A 26,608-nucleotide genomic window follows, 5' to 3' on the forward strand; every position below is an offset into this window, starting at 1 on the left:
GAAGACAAACAGAGCTTATATGTTTTATTTTATGAGTTATATTGTTTTGCCTGATTTATAGCGAATTAATCTAAAATGATGGTAATAATTTGAAATAGTTTGGTTTAAAATGAAAAGTTGTTTTACTTTGATTCTGACCAGTTTGTAAAGGTGGCTCAGTTTTTATCTTTGATACGCCGATTTTTTTTTGAAAGAAATGTATATTGATTTCCACCAGTGGGTTTTAATACCCCGAGGTTCTTAATTTTGACATATAATAAATACATCAAACTAAAAGATCCATTTGTTCTTGTGGCACCTATGCCCTGAACTTAGAATGAACATAATTTATGAGGTTAAGTATTATAATTCCAGTTTATAATGTTGAAAAGTACGTTGCACAATGTTTAGATAGTGTGCTAAACCAGGGACTTGATGCCAAGGATCATGAGATAATCGTAGTTAACGATGGATCTCCGGACGGTAGTTTGAAAATTGTAGAGGGCTACGCTAAAAAACACGATCATATTAAAGTTATTTCCAAAGAAAATGGCGGACTGAGCAGTGCGAGAAATTGTGGGATGGAACACGCCATCGGGAAGTATATCTATTTTTTGGATTCTGATGATTTTCTTATTCCAAACTGCTTAAATACAATAGTTGATACTTGCGAACATCATGATTTGAATGTCCTAACATTCTTGTCTGAAAGGTTTTCATCTTCGTCACCAAAGGATGATGCCATTCTAAAAGAAATAAAACCTAAAATTTCACTTGGGGACATAAAACTCTCTGAAATTGTATCTGGTGAAGATTATTTGGCCAATTTGCCGTACAGAAATGAAGCGTGGTGGTACGTTATAAACCGAGAGTTCTTGGAAGGTTTAGGAATTAAGTTTGAAGAGGGCCGTTATCTGGAAGATGCTGCCTTTACTTTAGGAATGTTTTTGGAAGCCAAAAAAATGGCGCATTTAAACTTGGATGCCCATCGATATCGAGATGCTCCTGGAAGTATCTTGACAAATAGAGAGCCAAGCCATTATAATAAGTTGATTAGGGACATGCAAAATGCGGCTTTGGCTTTTGATCCCATTATTAAGACCTTGGAAAACAAGACTACCAATCCAGATTGTATAGCGCGTATCAAAGCCAAGCAACAGTCACTCGTGTTTTTCTCTATGATGCGAATGCTTAAATCCACTATGAGCTTTGATGAGGTAAAGCTAAGAATGAATGAAATGATAGCTATAAATGCGTTTCCATTAGACTCTCTATTGGGAAAAGATTACAACGGACTTACCTATCAAGTTTTGGTAAGACTTTTTAAAACGGAGCGTCGATTCTATTTTTTCTTCAGAGTCGCAAATCCAGTCTTTAAGCTTAGAAATAAGTCCTGAAACCTTAATAAGCTCTTCAGGAAAACGCGGCTATTTAAACATATCCAATCCAGGAATATTTGGCATGCCATCTTTTGCGACAGCTGCCAATTCAGTTTCGTTTACACCAGTGGCTTTTTCAATCGCGTTATTTAGGGTCAGGATCAAATAATCTTCAAGCATTTCTTTATCCTGTAACAACTCATCATCGATAGCAATAGATTTTATCGCTCTGTTGGCCGTTAATGTTACTTTTACCTTCCCGTCACTACTTTGCTCATCAACCAAAACATGGTTCAAGCGTTCTTTAGTTTCTTCAACTTTTTTCTGGGTCTCTTTGAGTTTATTCATCATGCCCATCATATCTCCAAACATATCCTTCAGTTTTTGAATTTTGAGCAAAGTTAAAAAAAGATTTAATTAGCCCCGAAGTCTTGATGGTCTTTAATTTTAATAAATCTAAAGTGCTTCTTTATAATTTCTCTTTGCCGTCTCTTCTTTAAAATGGTATTTTTGCAATCCGTTTTAAAATTGAACTAATGATACCAAATATTCAGCCGCCAAAAGCAAAACAAATACCTAAAACACTGACCGCCCATAATGATGAGCGCCAAGATGATTATTTTTGGTTAAATGATAGAGAAAATCAAGAAGTTATTGACTATCTCAATGCTGAAAATGACTACTATGACGCAGTCACCTCAAAGTATAAGAATTTTGAAAATTCGCTTTTTGAAGAAATGAAGGCCAGAATTAAGGAAGATGATGAGTCGGTTCCCTATAAGTATAACGGGTATTGGTATATTGTGAAATATGAAATTGGAAAAGATTATCCAATTTACCTCAGGAAGAAGGATAGTCTAAAGAATCCTGAAGAATTGCTATTTGATTGTAATGAGATGGCTGAAGGGCACGATTATTTTAAATTGGTAGGTTTGAGTGTGAGTCCAGACAATACTATGATCGCTTTTGGAATGGATACGGTTGGAAGACGTAATTACACTCTACAAATCAAGAGTTTGCTCACCGACGAAATATTTTCTGATGCCATTGAGAACACTACTGGTTCTGCAACTTGGGCCAATGATAATAAAACCTTGTTCTACACGGTTAAAGACGAAAAAACACTGCGTTCGGATAAAGTTTTCAAGCACAAATTAGGAAGCTCCTCGGCGGAGGATACGCTTATTTTTCATGAAAAAGACGATACTTTTGGTGTCACCATTTATAAATCGAAGTCAAGGAAGTATTTGATCATCGCTTGTTACAGTACCTTGACCAATGAATATTACACCTTAAATGCCGATACACCAGATGCTGAGTTTAAGATTTTTCAGGAACGCATCAGAGGGTTAGAGTACAGTATTGCCCATTATAACGATCAATTTTATATTGTCACCAATGCTGATGGTGCGGTCAATTTTAAATTGATGAAAACAGCTGAAAATGAAACTAAATTGGCTCATTGGACAGAAGTTATTCCACATAGAGATGAGGTCTTGCTTGAAGATATTGATATTTTTAAGGATTTCTTGGTCATCAGTGAACGTTCAAGTGGACTGAACCATATTCGCATCAAAAGATGGGATGGCACTGAAGATTATTATCTCCCTTTTGATAATGAAACCTACACAGCTTACACCTCGACCAATGTTGAGTTTGATACGGACATTCTCAGGTATGGCTATAATTCTATGACCACGCCTTCATCGAGCATCGACTTTAATATGGTTACAAAAGAAAAAACCATTCTCAAGGAACAGGAGGTTTTGGATCCTAATTTTGATAAGAAGAATTATGCTTCTGAACGTGTTTGGGCCACTGCAACTGATGGAACAAAAGTGCCTATTTCACTGGTTTATAAAAAAGGTATCGAAAAAGATGGCACAAATCCCGTATTGTTATATGCCTATGGCTCTTACGGACATACCATAGATCCGTATTTTTCGAGTATTCGATTAAGTTTATTGGACAGAGGTTTTGTGTACGCCATTGCTCATGTAAGGGGAGGAGAATATTTAGGACGTATGTGGTATGAAGACGGGAAACTACTTCAGAAAAAAAATACTTTCAGCGATTTTATCTCATGTTCCAAATTTTTGATCTCTAAAAATTACACATCACCTGATCACTTATACGCCTTGGGCGGAAGCGCAGGTGGATTATTGATTGGTGCCGTTATTAATGAAGCGCCAGAACTCTATAAAGGGGTTATCGCTGCAGTTCCATTTGTAGATGTTGTGACCACGATGTTGGATGATTCAATCCCGTTGACCACAGGTGAATATGACGAGTGGGGAAATCCAAATGATAAAACCTACTATGACTATATGAAGTCCTATTCACCTTATGATAATGTGAAAAAGCAGGATTATCCACATATATTAGTCACTACTGGGCTGCATGATTCTCAAGTTCAATATTGGGAACCTGCCAAATGGGTGGCCAAGCTGAGAGAATATAAAACCGATAGTAATAAATTACTCTTAAAAACCAACATGAAAGCCGGTCACGGCGGAGCTTCCGGACGTTTTGAAGCCTTAAGGGAAGATGCTGAGGAGTACGCCTTTTTATTAGATTTAGAGAATATTGATGCCTAAATCGAAAAAAAAACCGTATTTTTGCAAGGTTTTAGATTACATTTTCTAAATTGTAATCGGTAAATAGCATTTATGAAGAAAAATATTCAGGTATTTGATAACGTATTGCAACTCATAGGGAATACGCCTCTTATCAAATTAAACAGAATGACAGCTGACTATGATGGTGAGTTTTTTGCCAAAGTCGAAGCTTTCAATCCAGGTCATTCTTCAAAAGACCGCATTGCACTGCACATTATAGAAGAAGCGGAAAGACAGGGAGTCTTGACGCCAGGAGATACAATTATTGAGACGACTTCTGGAAATACAGGTTTTAGTATTGCCATGGTGAGTATCATCAAGGGGTACAAATGTATTCTTGCAGTAAGTTCCAAATCATCAGCGGATAAAATTGACATGCTCAAATCGATGGGTGCACAGGTATATGTGTGTCCTGCGCATGTGAGTGCTGACGACCCGAGGTCTTATTATGAAGTTGCCAAACGACTGCACGAAGAAACAAAAGGTTCTGTATATATCAATCAGTATTTTAATCAACTTAATATTGATGCACATTATCACAGTACCGGTCCGGAAATTTGGGAACAAACAGAAGGTCAAATCACACACTTGATAGCTTGTAGTGGCACTGGAGGCACAATTTCTGGAACTGCAAAATACTTAAAAGAGCAAAATCCAAATATAAAAATCATAGGTGTAGATGCTTATGGTTCTGTCTTGAAAAAATACCACGAAACTCGTGAGTTTGACCACGACGAAATTTATCCGTACAGAATTGAAGGTTTAGGAAAGAACTTAATTCCTACAGCCACTGATTTTGATATTATTGATGAGTTTGTCAAGGTTACAGATGAAGAAAGTGCACATGCAGCACGTGAAATTTCCCGTACCGAAGGTTTGTTTGTTGGTTATACTAGTGGTGCTGCCATGCAAGCCATAAAACAACTGAATGAAGCAGGTGAGTTTAAGCCTGGTGATAAGGTGGTAGCCATTTTTCCAGATCATGGATCGCGCTATATGAGTAAGATTTATAGTGATAAATGGATGGACGAACAAGGCTTTTTTGACAGTAAAAAGGTTTCTACAATAGAAACTATTCAATATATAAAATAACTGAAATTACATAGAGAATCCTATAACTTGATAGCTTTAGTTGTAGGATTTTCTGTATATGAAAATCTTATAAACAGCGGTTTATAACTTAATTATGCTATGAAAAGATATTTAGTTAATTTTGTCCAAACTAATTAAGCTAATCGAAGATGATGACGCCATTGTTCATGAACCATTTTTAAGGTTCTTTGAAATGGCAGCGTATGTCCTAAAAAACAGTAACATTACATGAAAGACTTATTTGATAAAATTTACAGAGATAAAGGTCCATTAGGCAAATGGGCTTCTCAAGCTGAAGGCTATTTTGTGTTTCCAAAATTGGAAGGCCAGATATCTAACCGTATGAAATTCCGTGGTAAGGATGTCATTACTTGGAGTATTAATGATTATTTGGGATTGGCAAACCATCCTGAAGTCCGAAAGACGGATGCTCAAGCTGCAGCTGATTATGGTTCGGCATACCCAATGGGAGCCCGAATGATGTCTGGACATACGGAACTCCATGAGGTTTTACAGACCGAATTGGCTGAGTTTGTGGATAAGGAAGCTGCTTATCTTTTGAATTTCGGATATCAAGGTATGGTTTCTACCATTGATGCCTTAGTATCTAAGGATGATATTATTGTTTATGATGTCGACTCTCATGCTTGTATTATTGACGGCGTACGTCTGCACATGGGAAAACGTTTTACCTATAAGCACAATGATATTGAAAGTCTGGAGAAAAACTTGGAGCGTGCCACAAAAATGGCAGAACAAACAGGCGGCGGTATTTTAGTCATTTCAGAAGGTGTATTTGGAATGCGTGGAGAACAAGGTCGGTTGAAAGAAATTGTAGCGCTTAAAGAAAAATTTAACTTTCGCTTTTTAGTGGATGATGCCCACGGTTTTGGAACACTTGGTAAAACAGGTGCTGGAGCAGGAGAGGAGCAAGGCGTTCAAGACGGTATTGATGTGTACTTTGCAACTTTTGCGAAGTCTTTGGCAAGTACAGGTGCTTTTATCGCTGCAGATCAAGAAATTATCGATTATTTAAAATATAACTTGCGTTCACAAATGTTTGCTAAATCACTACAAATGCAATTGGTGGTTGGTGCACGAAAACGTTTGGAAATGTTGAAAACCATGCCAGAAATGAAAGAAAAGCTTTGGGAAAACACCAATGCTTTACAATCTGGACTTAAGGCACGCGGATTTGATATTGGAACCACACAAAGCTGTGTCACACCAGTGTATTTAAAGGGAAGTATTCCTGAAGCGATGGCTTTGGTAAAGGATTTACGTGAAAATCATGGAATTTTCTGTTCCATTGTGGTTTATCCCGTCATCCCAAAAGGATTGATTTTACTTCGAATGATTCCAACAGCAACGCATGATATTAATGATATCAACGAAACTTTAGATGCTTTTGATGCGATTAGAACCCGTTTGGAAAATGGGACCTATAAAAGATTGTCGGCAACAGTAGCTGCTGCGATGGGTGAGTAAACTCAAAACTTCAAAAATAAAATTCGAAATCCCAATTGTCAAATTGGGATTTTTGGTTTTATATACTCAGGTAAAGTTTAATCGTAAGTGCACTTTTGGTGTTCTTCAATTTGGAATTTGATTACTGAATATCTTTTTTTACTGTTTTCCTTCGCTTATATACTTCAGGTTTAAAATGCTTCCATATTTGATGGATTGCTAAGTTGTCCTCCAACTCCGGGGTTCTGACGCAATTGAGAATTCCTTTTTTAGTGAATTCTTCATAATATTCATTAAAAATAACAGCAGTAACGCCCTTATTCTGATATTCTGGAAGGATGCCAATCAAATAGAAGATGACGTCTTTGCTGTGTTTCTTCGCGTGCAAAATATGTCTAAAGCCAAAAGGGAATAATTTGCCTTTTGTTTTCTGTAAAGCTTTCGCAAAAGAAGGCATTACAATGGCAAATGCCACTAATTTCTCATTTTTATCAATAACGAATTTGATGTATTCTGGATTGACAAAACTGATGAATTTCTTTTTAAAATATTCTTTTTGAATGTCTGTGATTGCAACAAATGAAGACAGAGAGGCGTAGGAGTGATTAAAAAGATCAAACATGTCGTCAACATAAGGCATGACTTCTTCTGTCTTCGTGAATTTTAAAGCTGTGAGTTCATAACGCTTTTTAATCAATTCTTGGGCCTTTAAGAAAAATTCTGTCTTTACATTCGAAAATGGGAAACGACTTTCAGAATATAGTTTCTCATCGGTGTACCCCAATTCCTTAAAATGATCCACATAATACGGGTAATTGTACCAGGTTATCATACTTCCCAAATATTGATAACCTTCGGTCAGTAGCCCCACCTTATCGAGATTTGAAAAACCTACTGGACCTTCAACATAATCAAGATCGTTAGCTTTTCCTATCTCATGCACTTTCTCCAATAGAGCTTTGGTGACTTCAATATCATCAATGACGTCAAACCAACCAAATCGCATTTTCTTTTGCTTTTGCTGATTGACTTCAAGCCAATTTATGATAGCTGCTATCCTACCAACAATCTCATTGTTCTTATAGGCCAAAAAAAAGGTGGCCTCAGCATCATTGAATATGGGGTTCTTTTTTTTATTAAAAGTTTCCATTTCCTGTTTGATAATTGGAGGTACCCAGTTGCTGGAGTCTTTATAAAGTTCAAAGGGAAATTTTACAAATGCCTTTAAGTCTTTTGGTGAACTTGCTTCTTTAATTGTAATCATAAGTGGTCTTATAAGTTGCCCTTTTTCTTTTTCTTTGATTCGGTTTCTTTTTCATTTTGGATTTTTCGTTCTTGACGTCGCAATTCATCTTTGGCTGAATTACCATTGTCAATCTCTTTATCCTGATGAAAATCTAAGCGGTAGGACATTCCAAAATTCACTCCAAAAACAGAGGGAGTATCCTTAGTGTTAAAGGTTAAAGCGGTGTCCAACTGAAAGTTTTTACTCCAAAGATAAGCGCCTCCAAACCGAAAAAGATTATCGGCATAAAAATCACTATGAATGCCCTGAGTTTCTCCAAAAACAACCCACTGCGGATTAAAAGAATGGGTTAAGGTTAGAATGTATTGAAAGTCTGAATAGTCAGTTCCAATTCTATCTTTAATCAGATTAATGACGAACACCCAACCTCCTGAAAAATTATTTTGTGAAATTACGGCAATCTTTGGACTGAACCCTTCAATTCCCGGAGCAGTGTAAGGATTATCCTTAGTGTCAAAATTGGCGCCAGCATATACTGCGACAGCAGGAATCAAGGACTTCCATTTGAATTTTCGGTTGGCTTTCCAACTGTATAAATTAGGTTTTTCTTCGGCCGCATTTCTGTATGGGTCGTAAATCATATATTTTGCTCCGACCGTAAGATTTTTAAAGTTGGAACGTTTTTGATCTAAGGGAATGCTTGATGAATTTAAGGTTTGGGTATCATTTTGATAAGTTCCTTGTACATTGATTTCAAGCTCTTCAAGTAGCAAACCGTATCGTAAGGCAAAATCCGCCCCAAAACCTGAAACTTCATATTTCAAAAGTGTATGTTCTTCCTTCACAAAATACGGACCGGCTTCAAATTGTATGACGTTTGGGCCAACTGCAAATGCACTTTGTGAAACTCCGGGCCTATTGGAATTGATGACATCTGTATACTGACCGAAAGTGAATTGACTAATACTGAAAACTAAAAATACTATTGAAAATTTGGTAGGTTTCATTTTCTTATCTATTAGCCTCAAAACTACATATTTTTTTTGATTTTGAATTAAATTTAATCGATTGATAAAATGATCTTTTAGTTGGCCAAATAATTGTCATTTGCAATTATACAGCCCAAAACAGTGATATTTTATATAATTTTTAAGTATTTAAATCTGTTTTTAAATGCGAAGAATTGTATTTTTGGACAAAATTTAGATTCATCATGCAAATGGCGTCCTTTACTGGTTTTCTGAGAACCATTTTGATTATTTTACTGGTGTATTATGGCGCTAAGATCCTTATGAGGCTTTTTGCCCCATACTTTGTACGCTATATGTCAAAAAAAATGCAGGAACGTTTTGGAGGTCAATTTCAGCAACAGCAATCAGATAAGAATCGTCCCAAAGACGGCGAAACGGTAATTGATAAAATGCCGGAGCAACGTCAATCTTCTGATAAAAAAGTAGGCGAGTACATAGATTACGAAGAAATTGACTAATTTCCCCAAACTAAACAACCTCAATACTTCATGGCTTTGTCAGTAAGAAAGTTTCTCCCACACCTTTTAATAATTATTGGTTTCATAGCGCTTTCACTGGCTTATTTTAGTCCGGTATTGAGTGGAAAACAGATTTTTCAGAGTGACATCATGCAATATATCGGGATGTCCAAACAACAAACCGATTTTAGAGCTTCAACTGGAGAAGAAACTTATTGGACGAACAGTGCTTTTGGAGGGATGCCAACCTATCAGTTAGGGGCAATGTATCCGCACAACTATATCAAAAAATTAGATTCTGTACTGCGTTTCTTACCAAGACCCGCAGATTATCTCTTCCTCTATTTTATCGGATTTTACATTTTACTCTTAACGCTTAAAGTTGATTTTAAATTGGCTGCGTTAGGTGCCTTGGCTTTTGGATTTTCTACCTATCTCATTATTATTTTGGGTGTTGGACATAATAGTAAAGCACATGCCATTGCCTATATGCCTTTGGTGTTGAGTGGAATTCTTCTTGTTTTCCAAAAGAAATACATTTCAGGATTTTTATTGACTACGGTTGCTATGGCACTTGAATTAAGCGCCAACCACTATCAAATGACTTATTATTTGATGCTATTGGTCTTGATATTGGGCGCGGTCTATCTTTATGATGCTTATAAAAAGAAGCTATTGCCACATTTCTTTAAGTCGGTGGGTATAATGGTGTTTGCGGTCGTTTTAGCCATCGGGTTGAACGCCACAAACATTATGGCAACCCAAGAATACGTCAAGGAAAGTACCCGTGGAAAGAGCGAATTGACCATCAATGCTGACGGCTCTCCAAAGTCAATGTCTACAGGTTTAGATAAGGAATATATTACGGAATATAGTTATGGCTTTTTAGAAACTTTTAATCTCTTTATTCCGCGACTTTTAGGCGGTGGAAATGGTGAAGATGTTGGCAAGGATTCTGAAATGTATAAGTTTTATACGGGTATTGGTGCAAGTCCTATTGAAGCTTTAAGAGAAGTGAAGCACACACCCACCTATTGGGGAAGTCAGCCTATTGTTGAAGCTCCAGCTTATGTTGGTGCTGTGGTACTGTTCTTATTTGTGTTTGCTCTTTTTATGGTCAAGGGGCGTCTGAAATGGTGGCTTGTGGGCGGGGTGATGATGTCCTTGTTGCTGTCTTATGGAAAGAATTTAGGATTTTTGACCGATTTCTTTATTCAATATGTGCCTATGTACAACAAGTTCAGGGCAGTGACTTCTATCCAAGTGATATTGGAACTTTGTATACCAATATTGGCCATTTTCGGATTGGTGCATTTGTTCAATGCCGTTGAAAAAGATGAAAAGAAATTAAAAGCCTTAAAATTTGCTGCCGGAATTTCAGGTGGTGTTGCGCTATTGTTCTTGCTATTGAAAGGATCTTTCGATTTTGTAGGTGTTAATGATGGATATTACAGACAAGTATATGGAGAATACGGTCAGAATTTTGTAGATGCGCTTAAGGCTGACCGGAAATCGATGTTTACTTATGATACTTTGCGAACCTTAATTCTCGTGTTGCTTTCTGCTGGCGGAATTTGGTTGTTTTTAAAAAAGAAATTATCGGAAAACACCCTTATTATTGTATTTGCCGTATTGATTCTTTTCGATTTGATTGGTGTTGATAGGCGCTATGTCAACAACGAAAATTTTGTATCATCACTTCAGGTGAGTAAACCATACCAAGCTAATGCGGCCGATTTAGAAATTTTAAAGGACGATGGGCACTTTAGAGTACTTGATGTGACTTCAAGCGCGGCTAGAGCATCCTATTTCCATAACTCATTGAGTGGTTATCATGCCGCTAAACTAGGTCGTTATAACGAGCTTTTTGATTTTCATATTGCGAAGAATAATATGAACGTGTTGAATATGCTCAACACCAAATATATTATCGCCGATGATGACAAGGGGAATATTTTTCCGTACGAAAATGTAGATGCCAATGGAAACGCTTGGTTCATTTCCGAATTGGAAAAAGTCAATTCAGCCAATGAAGAAATGGTCGCTTTGGATAGTTTAAACACTAAGATCAAAGCCGTTACGACACAGAAATTGCCGTCATCAAATTACACTATAGATTCAACATCAACTATTTCAATCGTAGCGTATGAACCAAATTACTTAAAGTATAGCTCTAATAACGATTTTGATGGATTTGCAGTGTTTTCAGAGATCTATTATGCCGATGGTTGGAATGCTTATATTGATGGCGAATTACAGCCACATTTCCGTGTGGATTATGTTTTGAGAGGGTTGCCTATCCCGAAAGGAGAACATGCCATTGAGTTTAAATTTGAACCTCAAGTGGTCAAAACTGGAAGTACGATTGCGCTGGCGAGTTCTATTTTATTTGGACTATTGGTTTTGGGAGGAGTCCTCAAGCTCCTGCGAAGGCAGGAATCTCAGGATTCAAAAGATAAAATCTCTAATTAGGTACATTTTATAGAATATTTTAATTTGAACAAACATAATTGAGTATTAATTAATAGATTCCTGCCTTCGCAGGAATTTCACTATGCAAAAAAAAGCACTCATCATCACCTATTATTGGCCGCCTGCAGGAGGTCCTGGAGTGCAACGTTGGTTGAAATTTGTAAAATACCTTCCCGATTACGGCATTCATCCCATTGTATATATTCCTGAGAACCCGAGTTATCCAATGCTTGATAAAAGTTTGATTGATGAGATTCCTGAAAATGTAACTATTATTAAGCAACCCATAAAGGAACCTTATAAACTGGCTACATTTCTATCAAAACAATCGTCTAAAACAATCAGTTCTGGGGTTATTCCGAAGAAAAAGAAACAAAGTTTTATGCAGCGTCTGATGTTGTATGTGCGGGGGAATTATTTTATTCCAGATGCGAGAAAAAGGTGGGTGAAACCTTCGGTGAGTTATTTATCAGACTATATCCAAAATGAAAATATAGAAACCGTGATTACTACGGGACCGCCTCACAGTCTGCATTTAATTGGTCTGCAGCTAAAAGCCCAATTGGGAATACATTGGATTGCCGATTTTAGGGATCCTTGGACCACTATTGGGTATCATAAAAAATTAAGACTTACTGTTAGCGCTGCTGAAAAGCACGAACAGATGGAGAAACAAGTACTCACCACAGCAGATCATATTATTGTAACAAGCGAGAACACTAAAAAGGAGTTTGAAACAAAATCAAATCAACCTATTACAGTGATTACGAATGGATATGATTATCAGGAACTTCCTAAAGTATCAAAAGACTTAAAGTTTTCTTTGGCTCATATCGGGTCATTACTGTCTGAACGCAATCCTAAGGTATTATGGAAGGTTTTGGGCGAGCTTATCAATGAAAATCAAGACTTCAGGCAAGAATTTGTATTGCGATTGATTGGAGTGGTCAGCGATGATGTTTTGAATGAGATAAAGCAGTTCATCCCTAAACAAAACATGGACATTGTTGGTTATGTCAATCACACGGAAGCTTTGAAATCTCAAAGACAATCTCAATTATTATTGTTGATAGAGATTGATTCTGAAGATACCAAAGCGATAATTCCTGGAAAGCTGTTTGAATATATGGTGGCCGGAACACCTATTATTTCAGTTGGCCCAAAGGACTCAGATGTAGAACGTATTATAAAATCAACCAATACTGGCCGTTATTTTTATTATGATGATGAAGCTCAATTAAAGGAACATTTACTTTCTCGCTTTAGCGATTTCAAAAACTCAGCGCTGGCTTCGTTTCCGATAGGTTTGCAACAGTACAGTAGAAAAGCTTTGACGAAAAAATTAGCAGATCTTATTCAAGCCTTGCCTTAAAGCACAAAATTCTTATCTTCGAGTTTTAAACCTCTATGGGAATAGTCACCAGCCAATCTTTTAAAAATACAGTTACCACTTACCTCGGGTTTGCTGTAGGCGCATTGAATACCCTGTATTTATATGTGTTCTTTATTTCTGATGTCTACTACGGTTTAATTTCATTTATACTCTCGACCGCCACGATCATGATGCCTTTAATGGCTTTTGGCGTCCACAACACTATTGTTAAGTTTTACTCAACGTTCAAGACCAAAAATTCGCTCAATAGTTTTTTGACTCTGATGTTGTTTTTACCATTGGCACTCATTATTCCTATCGGATTGATAGGAGTGGTGGCCTATGATAAGATCGCTGATTTGCTATCACAAAAGAACGCTATTATTGGGAATTATGTAGGCTATATTTATTTAGCGGCTATTGCAATGGCTTATTTTGAAGTGTTTTTTGCTTGGTCCAAAACACAGTTGCAGACCGTCTTTGGAAATTTTATGAAGGAGGTCTTTCATCGCATTGGGATTATGTTGCTCTTATTCTGTGTCTATTTTAAATGGATTTCGGTGGATGTTTTCATTGCCAGTGTCATTGGTGTTTATGGACTAAGAATGCTAATTATGATGCTTTATGCCTTTAGCATCCGGTTGCCTGTTTTTAAGTTTAATAGGATTGATAGATTGAGTCCAATCTTAAAATATACTTTTCTGATCATTCTTGCCGGTTCTATTGCAACAGTCATTTTGGATATTGATAGTTTTATGTTAGGTATGTATATTCCTATTGAAGAAGTGGCCTATTATGGCGTGGCCATATATATCGCAACGGTTATTGTGGTGCCTTCAAGAGCGATGCAGCAGATACTGCAACCTTTGACCGCTCAATACCTGAATGAGAAGAATAAGGTTGCTCTGGAAGATTTGTATGTAAGGAGTTCACAAACTTTATTTATTATTGGCGGACTTATTTTTTTGTTGATTGTCTTGAACATCAACTCGCTTTATGAAACAATTCCGGCTCAATTCAGCGGTGGACTTATTGTAGTGTTTTTGATAAGTATGGCCAAACTTTATGATTGTTTGATGGGGTGTAACAATGTGGTTTTGTTTAATAGTGATTACTATAGAGTAGTCTTGCTTTTTGGCGTGATTTTGACAATTCTTACCATCAGTTTGAATATGATCTTTATTCCGAAGTATGGTATCAACGGTTCAGCCTTTGCTACGTTTGTTGCAGTTGCCGTTTACAACACCATTAAGATTTATTTTGTAAAACGTAAGTTTGATATGATGCCCTTTACGATGGATACTGGTAAAGTCAGTTTATTAATTATAGTAATGGTAGGTATTTTCTATTTTTGGGAGTTTCCGTTTCATCCTTTGGTAAATATCGCCTTGAAATCGGCTATGATTACTCTGATGTATGTTGTATTAATTTTCAAGATGAAAGTTTCAGAGGATATTAGTGCTTTGATACGTAAATATTTAAAAGTGAAGTAGGGTGCTCAAAGTTCAGAGTTCATAAATCAAGTAGAGGATGAAAAAATATGGATTTCACCAAAACGAAATTTGATTAACGATTGACGAATGTTGATTTTTGAATAACGAATAACTCAGTATTAGTCTTCAATTGGCGTCTCTCGGGAAGCAGTATTTCAGGAAATTAATTATAAGTCTTTACGTTATCCCGCCTCCCCATTTGTACGGACCGGAAGTCAGCATATAAAAAAGGGAAAATCCCACAAGGCGCTTTGAGGCATACTCCTGCAGGACTTTCCACTAACCAACCAAAAAATTTATTTTTTAATTTCCTCTACTTTGTGTAGATCTTGATCGTGATGGCGAAGCTCGTCTTTTCGCTGTTGTGTTTGTTCTATTGCTACTTTGCGTTGCACGTGTGTTTCGCTCTCCACTATATGTACGAGTTGGAGCAGCATTTGGTTTTCTTTGACTCGAACTTTTATTGACAGTGGTAGATCGGTTTGTTCGTGACGGCGTTGATTTTGTACTAACATTTCTTGTTGATGTTCTTACATTGCCAGTGTTCTTCTTAACGGTTCCTGACGTGCTGCGTGTTTGTACGTTTCTACCATTATTGTTTCTATTCACACTTCTTGAAGTGTTGTTACTTGCCGTTGGTCTACCAGCTCTTGTAGTTTGGACAGAACGTTCTGTCGTGGGTTGTCTCAATCCTCTTTCTGAAGCATTCCTAGTGGTACTTTTTGAAACATTCCGGTTGGTTCTTGACGATTCGCTGTTTCTTCTAGCGGTTGCATTGCGTGTTGCATTACCAACTGTTTTTGAACTACTTCTATTAGTTGCGGTTGCGCTTCTGCGTGGAGTGGCTTCCTGTCGGTAACGGTCACTCACACTTGAATTGGCTGCAACAGTATTTCTTCTACCAGAACTTATAGAACTTTCACGACGTGGAGAATATCTTACTGGTTCTCTGTAGTTATTGGCGTAAGGTCTGTAATAATGATGTCTCACCGGCGTATAATATTGTCTATATGGTCTTGTATATACCACGCGATAATGTACTGCTGGAACTGTGTAATATCGATGCCATGGTCTGTGTACATAAATTCGGTTATAAACGTTGATATAACCAGTGTAATGTGTAAACCTGTGATGACGGTCATAATATACATGTAAGCTACCTACACGACTTACACGACCATAATTGTTATAATGGATATTGACGTTACCTGCTTGGGTGATTCGTCCATAATAGTCATAATAAATTGGTGTGTTTTCTATTTGTATGATGGCTCCATAATCGTCATATTGCACGTATGGTCCGTAATCATAACCCGTATTAAAACTGAACGATACATTTGGAGTATTGATGGAAATATTGGATCCAGGCCCATAATTTGGAGCATAAAAATCAAATTGACCATCAGGGAATACAGAAAACTCAATACCACCTTCGGTAAAAATAAAGGAATTGCCGTATCCTTTAGAATAACCATTATTGTATGAATTGTCTTTAGCAGTGTTGGTGGTTTTTGCGTTTACTGATGTCCCGATAAGGAACACTGCAGTAAAAAGTAGAGCTAATTTTTTCATGAGTGTTTGTTTTTTGTTCAACATGTCTTGTAGAATACAAAGAATGTGCCAAGATTCATTACGCAATATAAGAGAGTTGATAATCAGTGCATTGTTTTGTTTGTTGATTTGTAGGTTGCTAAGGAATAGTGACGCAGTAGGCCTAAACCTTTCGTGAACCTCAGAGTTCTAATGATGTATTTGTTCAAATAATTTTTAAATTAGTTCACAGGTCTTGCTAAAGACAAAATTTATTACCTATCTTTTCCGATTCAACAATAGGCCATGAATCTTCAGGCCTTTTCTTAAATGTTTTTATGGATTTTACCAATCCCCTTGTATATGGGGTACCCTTTTTTTTAGGCCTTATTTTATTAGAGCTTACTTACAGCAAATCACACGACCACAAAGATCTTTACAACTGGCGCGACTTATTTTCAAGTTTAGGCATGGGAGTAGGATCTGCAGTCATTGCACCTCTTGTTAAAACAATTACCGTCATCCTTCTTTTCAGTTTTGTTTATGATCTGTTTAATCCTTTGGTAAACGGCGTACGAACCAACATTATGGGGTACGAATCTTTTGGATATGCATGGTATGTGTGGATTCTCTGTATGTTATGCGATGATTTTTCATATTATTGGTTTCATCGTCAAAACCATATGGTCAGATTCTTTTGGGCGGCACATATTGTCCATCACTCATCCGATAATTTTAATCTTGGTACTGCAGTCAGAAATGGCTGGTTTACCATTTTTTATAAGCCTTTGTTCTATGTATGGATCGTAGCTATTGGTTTTCCACCAGAAATGCTTGTGGTATGCTTAGGTATTGAGGCACTTTGGCAATTTCAGTTGCATACGGTATTTATTCCAAAATTGGGGTTTGTGGATAAAATTTTGAACACGCATACCATGCACCAGGTCCACCATGCCTGTAATATTGAGTATATGGATAAAAATCATGGGGGAATCTTAAATGTTTTTGATAGAATTTTTGGTACATGGAAAGAGCTTGATGAAAACGTTGATATAGCCTACGGGGTTACCAGTCCCCCCGATTCTTATAGTATATGGGTGATTTTGACTCATGAGTACTCTGATATTTGGAGGGATATGAAGAAATCGAAAGACCTTAAGCACAAGTTTATGTATGTTTTTGGACCTCCCGGATGGAGCCATGATGGCAGCACACAAACCGTAAAACAGATCAGGAAGGAAATGGCCTTGGAAAAACTTCAATTGGCAAAACAAAACATCCCAAAGCCTTTGGGGAAAGAACTTCGGGATGATGTCTATACTACAGGAATCAAAGTATAGGTTCAACTAATAAATACTCAAAAATTTATTTCCACCACTGGGTTTTATTACCCCGAGGCTCTTGATTTTATAATTTGCTTTTTTTTAATACGAGCACTTTGTCTGTAATTGCAGGAATCTTTATAAATAAGATTATGCTTTCTCATTAGTTTTTCTGCTTACGCTATACAATTGGGCTTTTCAATTTGCATGCCAAAAATATTATATTGCTGTTCTTTAGGCAATTGGGTTTTGCTGTAGCGTTGTGATTATGAGAAAGGATAATTGAGAATGATCAAATGACAAAATAGGACTGCCAACATAGCCTTACTTACGTAAAATCAAAAAATATTTTTGTTACATTTATGGGCTTTAATCACTTAGCTCTATGTCAAGATCATTAAAGGAATGCAATAATTGTATTCAACAATTTGAGAGCCATTTTCCGTTTTGTCCTTATTGTGGACAGAAATCAGGTGATCAGTTGACCTTAAGTGTTCTTTTCAACAATACCATTAGTAATTATTTTTCTGTTGATGCTCGTTTTTTTAAGAGTTTCATCCCCTTAATGATCAAGCCAGGACATCTTCCCAAACAGTTTATCTCAGGCAGAAGATTAATGTATTTACATCCAGCCCAGATGTACCTGTTTATTTCAATTGTTTTTTTCTTTTTGTTTTCCTTTGTCAGTCGTAAGCAAGTAGAAAGCCTTGATAATGCCATTAAAAAAGATATAGAACAAAGTCACTTCCACAGAGATTCCATTAAAAAAGCGTCAAGAGATATCCCAACGGCAAAATATTCAGTTGAATCAGTTTTGGATAATGAGGATCATTTGAGTACAACCGATCAACGACAAGTACAGGCGATAGACTCGGTCAAAAGAGTTGAAAGGAGCTCATCCAGTTCGATTTTTAATAGAAAAATTAATGAAATGGAAATAGATTCGATGATTATTGCTGGTGCTTCAGATGAAGAACTTTATAAAAAGATGGGCATGAGGGCAGACGACGGATATCTCACCAAACGAATGTATAAACAAATCCTGAAATTCTTTAAAACTAAAAGTGGAGGATCGATTTTACAGGCTTTCCTTGATAGTATTCCTCTTGCGATGTTTATTCTCCTGCCAATTTTCGCTTTTATTTTAAAACTATTTTATTTTAGAAAAGGACGATTTGTACATCATCTGGTTTTTAGTTTTTACTTTTTTGCTTTTCTCTTTAGTGTATTTACATTGTTGGTTATTGCCAATTTGATCTGGAATGATTTTCCTGGGTGGATTATGACATTAACCATGTTTTCAACCTTTTTCTATTTGTTCTTTGGTGTTAAACGATTTTATGGTCAAGGATATATCCTAAGTTATATTAAGAGTGGTGCCATCAGTTTTTTGTTTCTGTCAATGGTGTTGCCATTTGCATTATTCATTATGGGAATGATGGCGTTTTTATTTTATTAGTGAAACCCATATTCCAAAAGCCGAAGGCGCATTGGAATATGTTGGTTGAACTAATCCCGCATTTTTGCGGGATCTAAACCCAAAACCCAAAAGTATACTACATTAGGTTTTAATATAGATAGCTATCTGGAAACTGCCGACTGCTAACTGCCAACTGAGAATTGGTCACTAAAGCTTCTCCTTCAGATACTTTCCGGTCACTGAGTTTTTATTCTTCACCAATTCCTCAGGTGTGCCTGCTGCGACTAATTTACCGCCTCTGGCGCCACCTTCTGGACCTAAGTCAATGATATAGTCTGCGCATTTTATCAGTTCAAGATTATGCTCTATAACGATTATTGAGTGTCCTTGTGCTATCAATGCTTGAAAGGATTTCAAGAGTTTTTTAATGTCATGAAAGTGCAATCCTGTAGTGGGCTCATCAAAGATGAATAAAGCATTGTCACTTCTTGAGCCTTTTCCTAAAAATGTAGCTAATTTAATTCGTTGTGCTTCACCACCAGAAAGGGTAGAAGAACTTTGGCCTAAAGTTACATAGCCCAAGCCAACATCTTGTAACGGCTGTAATTTGCTTTGTATTTTTGATTCATTGTGTTTTTCAAAGAAGGCAATCGCATCATCAATAGTCATCGTAAGAATGTCGTCAATATTTTTGTCTTCAAAAGTGACTTCCAATACTTCCTTTTTAAATCGTTTTCCGTTACAGGTTTCACAGGTTAAATGCACATCAGCCATAAATTGCATTTCGATGGTCACTTCGCCATCACCTTTGCACGTTTCACAACGGCCGCCATCGACATTAAAACTGAAATGTTTGGCTTGATAGTTCCGTATTTTGCTCAACTTTTGGTTTGCATAAAGCCCTCTGATATCATCATAGGCTTTCACATAGGTCACGGGATTGGAACGTGAGGAGCGACCAATCGGATTTTGATCAACAAACTCAATGTGTTTTATATTCTTGAAATTTCCTTTTAATTCTGTAAACTGACCCGCTTTATCTCCAAAGCCCGTCAAATGTTTTTGTATGGATGGATACAAGATATCCTTGACCAAAGTACTTTTACCACTCCCAGAAACGCCCGTAATGACCGTTAACATCTCTAAAGGAAATGTAACATCAATATTCTGTAAATTATGCTCTCTGGCACCAATAATATCGATATGATATTTTGAGGTACGACGTTTTTTGGGGACTTCAATTTTGAGTTTTCCGTTTAGATATTGTGCCGTTAAGGAATTTGATTTCAGAATGTCTGCATAAGTTCCGGCAGCAACAACTTCACCACCAAGGGTGCCTGCTTCGGGCCCGATATCAATAATTTCATCTGAAGCTTGCATTATATCCTCATCGTGTTCTACCACAATAACAGTGTTGCCTAAATCGCGCAAGGCTTTAAGCACCACAATAAGTTTTTCAGTGTCTTTGGGATGGAGTCCAATACTCGGTTCATCTAGTATATACATCGAACCTACTAAGCTGCTGCCCAGTGAGGTTGCTAAATTGATACGCTGACTTTCACCGCCAGACAAGGTATTCGATTTTCTGTTTAGCGTTAAATAATCAAGACCAACATTCGACAAGAATGACAATCTGTTGGAAATCTCTTTTAATAAGCGTTTGGCGATAGTCGTGTCATAGTCGTTCAATTCCAATTGCTCAAAAAATTCCGCCAAATTATCTAAAGGCATGGTTACCAAATCAGTGATGGTCACGTCATTGATTCTCACATAATTCGCTTCAGGTCGTAAGCGTTTTCCGTGACATTTGCTGCATTTCGTTTTTCCTCTATAGCGAGAAAGCATTACACGATTCTGGATTTTGTAGGCTTTTGATTCCAATTCGGCAAAGAAACTGTTCAGGCCTTCAAAATATTTGTTGCCATCCCAAATCAATTGCTTTTGTGCATCTGACAGCTGAAAATATGGCTTGTGAATTGGAAAATCAAATTTATGTGAGTTATTGACCAATTGATCCCGAAACCAACTCATGCTTTCGCCACGCCAAGGAAAGATCGCGTTTTCATAAACAGAAAGTGCGGTATTTGGAATGACCAATTCTTCATCTATTCCGATGACATCACCATAGCCCTCGCACTTAGGACATGCGCCATACGGATTATTGAAACTGAACAAATGCACGTTGGGCTCGAGAAAAGTCAGCCCATCCATTTCAAATTTATTATTGAATGCGGTTTGTTTATGATCAGAAAGTGACTCAATAATCGTGGTGCCCTTACCTTCAAAAAATGCAGTTTCAATAGCATCCGCAAGTCTATTGTAAAAGTCATCTTCATGTTTGACAACAATTCTGTCCACGACCAGAAATATATCTTTTTTGAGCCCCTTTTCCAGTGCATCTTCAATTCTAAGGACGTCATTTTTGTACTGAACACGAGCATAACCTTGTTGTTGAAGGACTTTAAGCTTGTCGGACATAGTGCGGCCATCTTCTAAACTAATAGGAGCAAGGAGCAGAAGTCTTTCACCATCTTCATAAGATTTTATCAAATTTAAAACATCTGCGGTCATATGTTTTTTGACCAAGTTTCCAGAAATGGGTGAGTAGGTCTTTCCAATTCTTGCGAACAACAATTTCAGATAATCATAAATTTCGGTAGTTGTTCCTACGGTAGATCTCGGATTGGTGGAATTCACCTTTTGCTCAATGGCAATGGCGGGCGCAATACCTTTTATATAATCTACTTTTGGCTTATTGAGTCTTCCTAAAAACTGACGTGCATAACTCGACAAACTTTCAACATAACGTCTTTGACCTTCTGCATATAAAGTGTCAAATGCAAGACTAGACTTGCCTGAACCTGATAATCCGGTAATAACCACCAATTTATTACGCGGAATGACCACATCCATGTTTTTGAGGTTGTGGAGGTTAGCGCCTTTAATGATGATGTTTTGTTTCGGATTTACTTCGGAAAGGTTAAGCTTCATAGTCATTTTTGCATATAAGAATGCAAAGATACTACATCTAATTCGGTCATGAAAAAAAGTTATTGTCCAATAAAATGTTAAAGTTTCAGTAGATTTTTTGCATTTTAGGAATGATTGTTGTTATATTTGACCTCAAACTTCTAAAACAGAGTCGCCTATATCATAATATTACTTTATAGAGATTAACCCCAAGCTTGGATTTTTTTCCTAGCCGTTAAAGTAATAACAATGAAACACGAACTTATCACAGACGCTGTTTTAGTGAGCAATTACATAAAAGGAGACGAAAGTGCTCTTTCTGAATTGATCACTAAGCACAAACAAAAAATCTACAGTTTTATCTATTCAAAAGTTTACGATAGAGATATCACTGAAGACATCTTTCAAGACACTTTCATCAAGGTTATCCGCACCCTCAGATTAGGGAAATACAACGAAGAAGGTAAGTTTTTACCTTGGGTAATGCGTATTGCGCACAACTTGGTCATTGATCATTTTAGAAAAAACAATCGCATGCCAAAATTCTCTAACACGGGAGAATTTAGTATCTTTTCAGTACTCAGTGATTCGTCCTTGGATGCAGAAAAAGGGATGATTAAAGAGCAAATAGAGTCTGACTTGAGACGTTTGATAGAGGAGTTGCCAGAAGAGCAGAAAGCTGTTTTGGTCATGCGCATGTATAATGATATGAGTTTTAAGGAAATATCAGAAAAAACAGGTGTTAGCATCAATACCGCATTGGGTAGAATGCGATATGCATTGATTAATTTAAGAAAGGTGATTGAGGAAAAAAATATAATCTTGACCAATTAGACATACTAAAGTGATTTTTACTGCGTTAATAGGATTATAATCTAATTTAAACTCCTAAATAATGGCAAAACTTTACTCTGAATGTCCCCAAAAAAATGACAACCTCAATCCAAAAGAAGAAACAGTTAATTTTCTTTTGAATTATTCTAAGGCTTTAAGTGTTATACAATGTAATAAATGGAAGTTTGAAGCACTTCTGAACTAAGATTGAAAAGTCCCGAGAGTTAGCTCATCGGGACTTTAAATTTCCACGATAGTGGGAATCTCATTTTTATAAGACCCACTTATATCCCACATCACCCTTTCTTTTTATAGTAGTCTTTCAAAACACTCGCTCTACCGATAGTTTTGGTTATAATATCCTTTTCCAAATCCCAACCTCTTGCTGGAGAGTACTCTCGTCCATACCATATCATTTGTAAATGCAGATCGTTCCACGTTTCTATTGGAAAAAGACGTTTCGCATCTTTTTCTGTTTGAACGACATTTTTGCCGTTGGTCAAATTCCAACGGTACATCAATCTGTGGATATGTGTATCTACTGGAAACGCGGGAATCCCGAAAGCCTGTGATAGTACTACAGCGGCTGTTTTATGCCCAACTGCAGGTAACTCTTCCAAGTCTTCATAAGTCTGTGGCACTTGTCCGTCGTGCTTGTCGATTAAGATGTGCGATAATCCGTGAATGCCTTTGCTTTTCATTGGGGATAAACCTACGGGTCTTATAATGTCCCGGATTTCTTCCACCGTAAGCTTAATCATATCATACGGATTATCAGCTTTTGCAAAAAGGAGTGGTGTAATCTGATTGACCCGTACATCTGTAGATTGCGCAGACAGTAAGACGGCAATTAAAAGAGTATAAGGATCTTTATGGGCTAAAGGTATGGGGATTGTAGGGTACAGTTGGTTTAACGTATTTATAACAAAATCCACCTTCTCTTGTTTGGTCATAAGTTGTATTTTTACAAATATCAAATTTAAAACAGTTATGACCAAATTAAAAGCAGGAGACAAGGCTCCAAATTTTTCAGCACAGGACGAACAGGGAAATACTATTTCTTTGTCAGATTATAAAGGTAAAAAACTGGTGGTATTCTTTTATCCAAAAGCCAGTACACCAACATGTACAACAGAAGCTTGTAATCTAAGGGATAATTACAAGGATTTACAAGACAAAGGTTATGAAATATTGGGTGTCAGCGCCGATAGTGCAAAAAGACAGTCAAATTTTAAAAACAAATACAATTTTCCATATCCTTTGTTGGCAGATGAAGACAAAGAAGTCATTAAGGCCTTTGGTGTTTGGGGTGAAAAGAAATTTATGGGACGCACCTTTGACGGAATTCATCGTATGACCTTTGTCATTGATGAAAACGGAGTTATTGAAAAAGTAATTGATAAAGTGAAAGCTAAAATTCACACAGAGCAAATTTTGGAATAATTTCCTCGAAGTGTATGTCAAGAACCTCTGGGCCGGTCTGACTGGCAGGCGCGGGCAAACTCACGTGTTATGAACATGAAATTATTTTTTCGATCGTGATAAACTTAGGGGTACTAAAACCACTTCTTCAACAAAAAAAGACCTTAGGATTTTAAACTAAGGTCTTTTTTTTTATTGGTCTCTATAGACTTCTTCTGCTTCATATCCGAAGAGACTCTTTTCTTTGATTATTTTTGAGACTCCAGGGGGTAGCATGGCTTCCCAGCCTTCATCGCCGTCGGAAATGGATTTAAGTACTGATCTTGAAAAAATAGTAAGGATGGTAGGGTCATAATCGGTAATATCTACAACTTTTCCATTGTACTTAAAGAATTTATATAATTCCTTCATCCGTGGATGCACTTTTAAGTTTTCACTAGTGCTCAATTCTCCATCCTCATTTTTCATAGGGTAGAGGTAAACACGTAGATCTTTAAAGAATAATTTCCCGAATGCCTCTAATATTCCACCACTTAAATGACGGTAATATTTCTCGTCAAAAATGTCCACTAAGTTGTTGACACCCATGGATAATCCCATTCTATTCTTGGAATATTGGGAGAAATATTCTACTAACTTATAATATTCCTGGAAGTTAGAAATCAAAACCGTATGACCAAGAGAACATAACAATTCTGCTCTGTCCATGAAATCCTGTTCATCAATCTCTCCTTCTGCCCTTAAATTTGAAAGTGTAATTTCGAAAACAACTTGGGTATTGTTAATGTCCACTTTGTTTTCTTTTATGAACATGTCATAAGATTTCTGAAACATGTCAATGTTTACCTTGGTTACAGGTCTGAAACTACCTCGTAATGCCAAAATATTCTTTTTATATAAAATTCTTGCTGGTAGCACGTTATTGCCATCTGGAGCGAACATGACCGCGTCTGTCATATTATTTTTAACCAGTTGCAAGCTCATCAAACGATTGTCAACATCTTTAAACACAGGGCCAGAGAAGTTGATGGTATCAATTTCAATTTGATCCTTATCTAAATGATCGTATAGGTAACGCAATATTTTTTTAGGTTCGTTGTATTTATAATAGGCTCCATAAATGAGGTTAGTCCCTAAGATCCCGAGTGTTTCCTGTTGTAAGCGCGCATCATTTTCTCTAAAACGAAAATGCAGGATGATCTCATTATAAGCAGTATGGTGTGGCTCAATTTGGTATTTGATCCCAACCCAACCATGGCCTTTATATTTTTTCGCAAAATCAATCGTAGCCACGGTATTGGCAAAGGAAAAAAACATTTTGTTGGGATGTTTTTCTCTTGAGATGCGTTCTTCAATTAATTGAATTTCATGGGTCAACATTTTTCTCAGCCGCTCTTCTGTGACATAACGCCCATCTTGTTCAACACCATAAATGGCATCACTAAAGTCCTTGTCGTAAGCTGACATGGCCTTGGCAATGGTGCCAGATCCGCCACCAGCTCTAAAAAACTGACGCACAGTTTCTTGACCTGCGCCAATCTCAGCAAAGGTTCCGTAAATATTCTCGTTAAGATTGATACGAAGCGCTTTGTTTTTAAGCGATGGAATCTCTTCAAATTCTTTATCGCCTTTTAAGGTAATCTCCATGTCGTAGATTGAGTTTTATAAGCTACAAAGGTATCAAATTGCTATCTTAAACAAAATAATAAACTTACTTTTGTTGCAAAGCAAGCATCTTTGAAAGTTATATTTTTAGGAACAGGTACATCCCAAGGAATTCCAGTTATAGGAAGCACTCATCCTGTGTGTTTAAGTAACAATCCAAAAGACAAACGTCTGCGTGTTTCCGTGTTGATAGAATGGAATAATTATACTTATGTTATTGATTGCGGACCTGATTTTAGACAACAGATGCTTAATGCCAAATGCACTAAGTTGGATGGCGTTGTCTTTACACATGAACATGCTGATCATACGGCCGGTTTAGATGATATTAGACCGTTTTATTTTAAGCAGGGTGATATTCCTATTTATGCCCATAAAAGAGTTTTAAAAGCGCTTAAGGAACGTTTTGCATATATTTTTGAAACCAAAAACAAATATGCCGGAGCACCAGGAGTCATGCCCATCAGAATTGAAAATAAACCGTTCCAATTAGGCGACTTAAATGTGATACCTATTAATGGGATGCATTATAAGCTACAGGTTTTTGGTTTTAGGTTTAATGATTTCGCCTATCTAACCGATATGAAAACCATTGAAGATAAGGAGCTTGAAAAGCTAAAAGGTGTTAAGGTACTTGTGGTGAACGCCTTGAGGGAGACAGAACACATTTCTCATTTTTCCCTTAGTGAAGCTTTGGAGGTCATAGATAAAGTAAAACCAGAACGTGCCTATTTAACGCATATCAGTCACATGCTCGGATTTCACGACGAAGTAGAAAAGATACTTCCAGAAAATGTCTTTTTGGCTTATGATAACTTACAAATTAACTTATAAATTT

The 26,608-nt window shown here is 36.9% G+C and carries 20 protein-coding genes; 13 read left to right on the plus strand and 7 right to left on the minus strand.

Annotation, left to right across the window (positions count from 1 at the left end; all coding sequences use genetic code 11):
* Window positions 1–329: 329 nt before the first annotated feature.
* Window positions 330–1,376 (plus strand): glycosyltransferase family 2 protein, encoded by a 1,047-nt coding sequence (locus J4051_RS07220; RefSeq protein WP_208233199.1) that lies wholly within the window; start codon window positions 330–332, stop codon window positions 1,374–1,376.
* Between the two features lie 30 nt (window positions 1,377–1,406).
* Here J4051_RS07220 and J4051_RS07225 read toward each other — a convergent pair whose 3' ends face one another.
* Window positions 1,407–1,730 (minus strand): YbaB/EbfC family nucleoid-associated protein, encoded by a 324-nt coding sequence (locus tag J4051_RS07225; RefSeq protein ID WP_208233200.1) that lies wholly within the window; start codon window positions 1,728–1,730, stop codon window positions 1,407–1,409.
* 164 nt (window positions 1,731–1,894) lie between these two features.
* Here J4051_RS07225 and J4051_RS07230 point away from each other — a divergent pair, with 164 nt between their 5' ends.
* The 3 genes from J4051_RS07230 to J4051_RS07240 all read left to right on the plus strand — a co-directional run bounded on the left by J4051_RS07230 (window position 1,895) and on the right by J4051_RS07240 (window position 6,556).
* The gene (locus J4051_RS07230; protein ID WP_208233201.1) at window positions 1,895–3,955 is read left to right on the plus strand and encodes a S9 family peptidase; all 2,061 of its coding nucleotides are present in this window, start codon (window positions 1,895–1,897) and stop codon (window positions 3,953–3,955) included.
* Between the two features lie 72 nt (window positions 3,956–4,027).
* Entirely contained in the window at window positions 4,028–5,068 is a 1,041-nt protein-coding gene (locus J4051_RS07235) for a PLP-dependent cysteine synthase family protein (protein ID WP_208233202.1), read from the plus strand.
* Window positions 5,069–5,296: 228 nt separating this feature from the next.
* Window positions 5,297–6,556 (plus strand): aminotransferase class I/II-fold pyridoxal phosphate-dependent enzyme, encoded by a 1,260-nt coding sequence (locus tag J4051_RS07240; RefSeq protein ID WP_208233203.1) that lies wholly within the window; start codon window positions 5,297–5,299, stop codon window positions 6,554–6,556.
* A gap of 121 nt (window positions 6,557–6,677) precedes the next feature.
* Here the strand turns inward: J4051_RS07240 and J4051_RS07245 are convergent, their stop codons facing one another.
* Together J4051_RS07245 and J4051_RS07250 are read right to left on the minus strand one after the other, a co-directional pair.
* Window positions 6,678–7,799 carry a GTP cyclohydrolase gene (locus J4051_RS07245; RefSeq protein ID WP_208233204.1) on the minus strand — a complete coding sequence of 374 codons (1,122 nt, stop codon included), beginning with the start codon at window positions 7,797–7,799 and terminating at the stop codon, window positions 6,678–6,680.
* 8 nt (window positions 7,800–7,807) lie between these two features.
* Window positions 7,808–8,788, minus strand: a complete 981-nt coding sequence (locus J4051_RS07250; RefSeq protein ID WP_208233205.1) for a transporter — start codon at window positions 8,786–8,788, stop codon at window positions 7,808–7,810.
* A gap of 176 nt (window positions 8,789–8,964) precedes the next feature.
* Between J4051_RS07250 and J4051_RS07255 the strand changes: the two genes are divergently transcribed.
* From J4051_RS07255 to J4051_RS07270, 4 genes are all read left to right on the plus strand, one after another.
* Complete coding sequence (locus tag J4051_RS07255) at window positions 8,965–9,270, plus strand: DUF4834 family protein (RefSeq protein ID WP_317192702.1); 306 nt, start codon at window positions 8,965–8,967, stop codon at window positions 9,268–9,270.
* Window positions 9,271–9,300: 30 nt separating this feature from the next.
* On the plus strand, window positions 9,301–11,742 hold the full coding sequence (locus J4051_RS07260; protein WP_208233206.1) for a YfhO family protein: 2,442 nt from the start codon (window positions 9,301–9,303) through the stop codon (window positions 11,740–11,742).
* Between the two features lie 82 nt (window positions 11,743–11,824).
* Window positions 11,825–13,114: a glycosyltransferase family 4 protein gene (locus J4051_RS07265; RefSeq protein ID WP_208233207.1), complete on the plus strand. Its 1,290-nt coding sequence runs from the start codon at window positions 11,825–11,827 to the stop codon at window positions 13,112–13,114.
* Window positions 13,115–13,149: 35 nt separating this feature from the next.
* On the plus strand, window positions 13,150–14,607 hold the full coding sequence (locus tag J4051_RS07270) for a polysaccharide biosynthesis C-terminal domain-containing protein (RefSeq protein ID WP_208233208.1): 1,458 nt from the start codon (window positions 13,150–13,152) through the stop codon (window positions 14,605–14,607).
* Between the two features lie 303 nt (window positions 14,608–14,910).
* Here the strand turns inward: J4051_RS07270 and J4051_RS07275 are convergent, their stop codons facing one another.
* Window positions 14,911–16,179 carry a hypothetical protein gene (locus J4051_RS07275; protein WP_208233209.1) on the minus strand — a complete coding sequence of 423 codons (1,269 nt, stop codon included), beginning with the start codon at window positions 16,177–16,179 and terminating at the stop codon, window positions 14,911–14,913.
* Between the two features lie 296 nt (window positions 16,180–16,475).
* Between J4051_RS07275 and J4051_RS07280 the strand changes: the two genes are divergently transcribed.
* Together J4051_RS07280 and J4051_RS07285 are read left to right on the plus strand one after the other, a co-directional pair.
* Window positions 16,476–17,477 carry a sterol desaturase family protein gene (locus tag J4051_RS07280; protein ID WP_208233210.1) on the plus strand — a complete coding sequence of 334 codons (1,002 nt, stop codon included), beginning with the start codon at window positions 16,476–16,478 and terminating at the stop codon, window positions 17,475–17,477.
* Between the two features lie 367 nt (window positions 17,478–17,844).
* The gene (locus J4051_RS07285) at window positions 17,845–18,918 is read left to right on the plus strand and encodes a DUF3667 domain-containing protein (RefSeq protein ID WP_208233211.1); all 1,074 of its coding nucleotides are present in this window, start codon (window positions 17,845–17,847) and stop codon (window positions 18,916–18,918) included.
* Window positions 18,919–19,086: 168 nt separating this feature from the next.
* Here J4051_RS07285 and uvrA read toward each other — a convergent pair whose 3' ends face one another.
* On the minus strand, window positions 19,087–21,870 hold the full coding sequence (gene uvrA, locus J4051_RS07290) for an excinuclease ABC subunit UvrA (protein ID WP_208233212.1): 2,784 nt from the start codon (window positions 21,868–21,870) through the stop codon (window positions 19,087–19,089).
* Window positions 21,871–22,098: 228 nt separating this feature from the next.
* On the opposite strand from uvrA, the gene J4051_RS07295 reads away from it, so the two are divergent.
* Complete coding sequence (locus J4051_RS07295; protein ID WP_208233213.1) at window positions 22,099–22,683, plus strand: RNA polymerase sigma factor; 585 nt, start codon at window positions 22,099–22,101, stop codon at window positions 22,681–22,683.
* Window positions 22,684–22,979: 296 nt separating this feature from the next.
* Here J4051_RS07295 and J4051_RS07300 read toward each other — a convergent pair whose 3' ends face one another.
* On the minus strand, window positions 22,980–23,636 hold the full coding sequence (locus tag J4051_RS07300; protein WP_208233214.1) for an endonuclease III domain-containing protein: 657 nt from the start codon (window positions 23,634–23,636) through the stop codon (window positions 22,980–22,982).
* Window positions 23,637–23,673: 37 nt separating this feature from the next.
* Here J4051_RS07300 and bcp point away from each other — a divergent pair, with 37 nt between their 5' ends.
* Window positions 23,674–24,126, plus strand: coding sequence for a thioredoxin-dependent thiol peroxidase (bcp, locus tag J4051_RS07305; protein ID WP_208233215.1), 453 nt, complete (start codon window positions 23,674–23,676; stop codon window positions 24,124–24,126).
* 171 nt (window positions 24,127–24,297) lie between these two features.
* Here bcp and J4051_RS07310 read toward each other — a convergent pair whose 3' ends face one another.
* Window positions 24,298–25,752, minus strand: a complete 1,455-nt coding sequence (locus tag J4051_RS07310; protein WP_208233216.1) for a TonB-dependent receptor — start codon at window positions 25,750–25,752, stop codon at window positions 24,298–24,300.
* Between the two features lie 90 nt (window positions 25,753–25,842).
* On the opposite strand from J4051_RS07310, the gene J4051_RS07315 reads away from it, so the two are divergent.
* Window positions 25,843–26,604 (plus strand): MBL fold metallo-hydrolase, encoded by a 762-nt coding sequence (locus J4051_RS07315; protein WP_208233217.1) that lies wholly within the window; start codon window positions 25,843–25,845, stop codon window positions 26,602–26,604.
* Window positions 26,605–26,608 lie beyond the last annotated feature (4 nt).

The sequence above is a fragment of the Gelidibacter pelagius genome, from assembly GCF_017581925.1.
Taxonomy (GTDB): domain Bacteria; phylum Bacteroidota; class Bacteroidia; order Flavobacteriales; family Flavobacteriaceae; genus Gelidibacter; species Gelidibacter pelagius.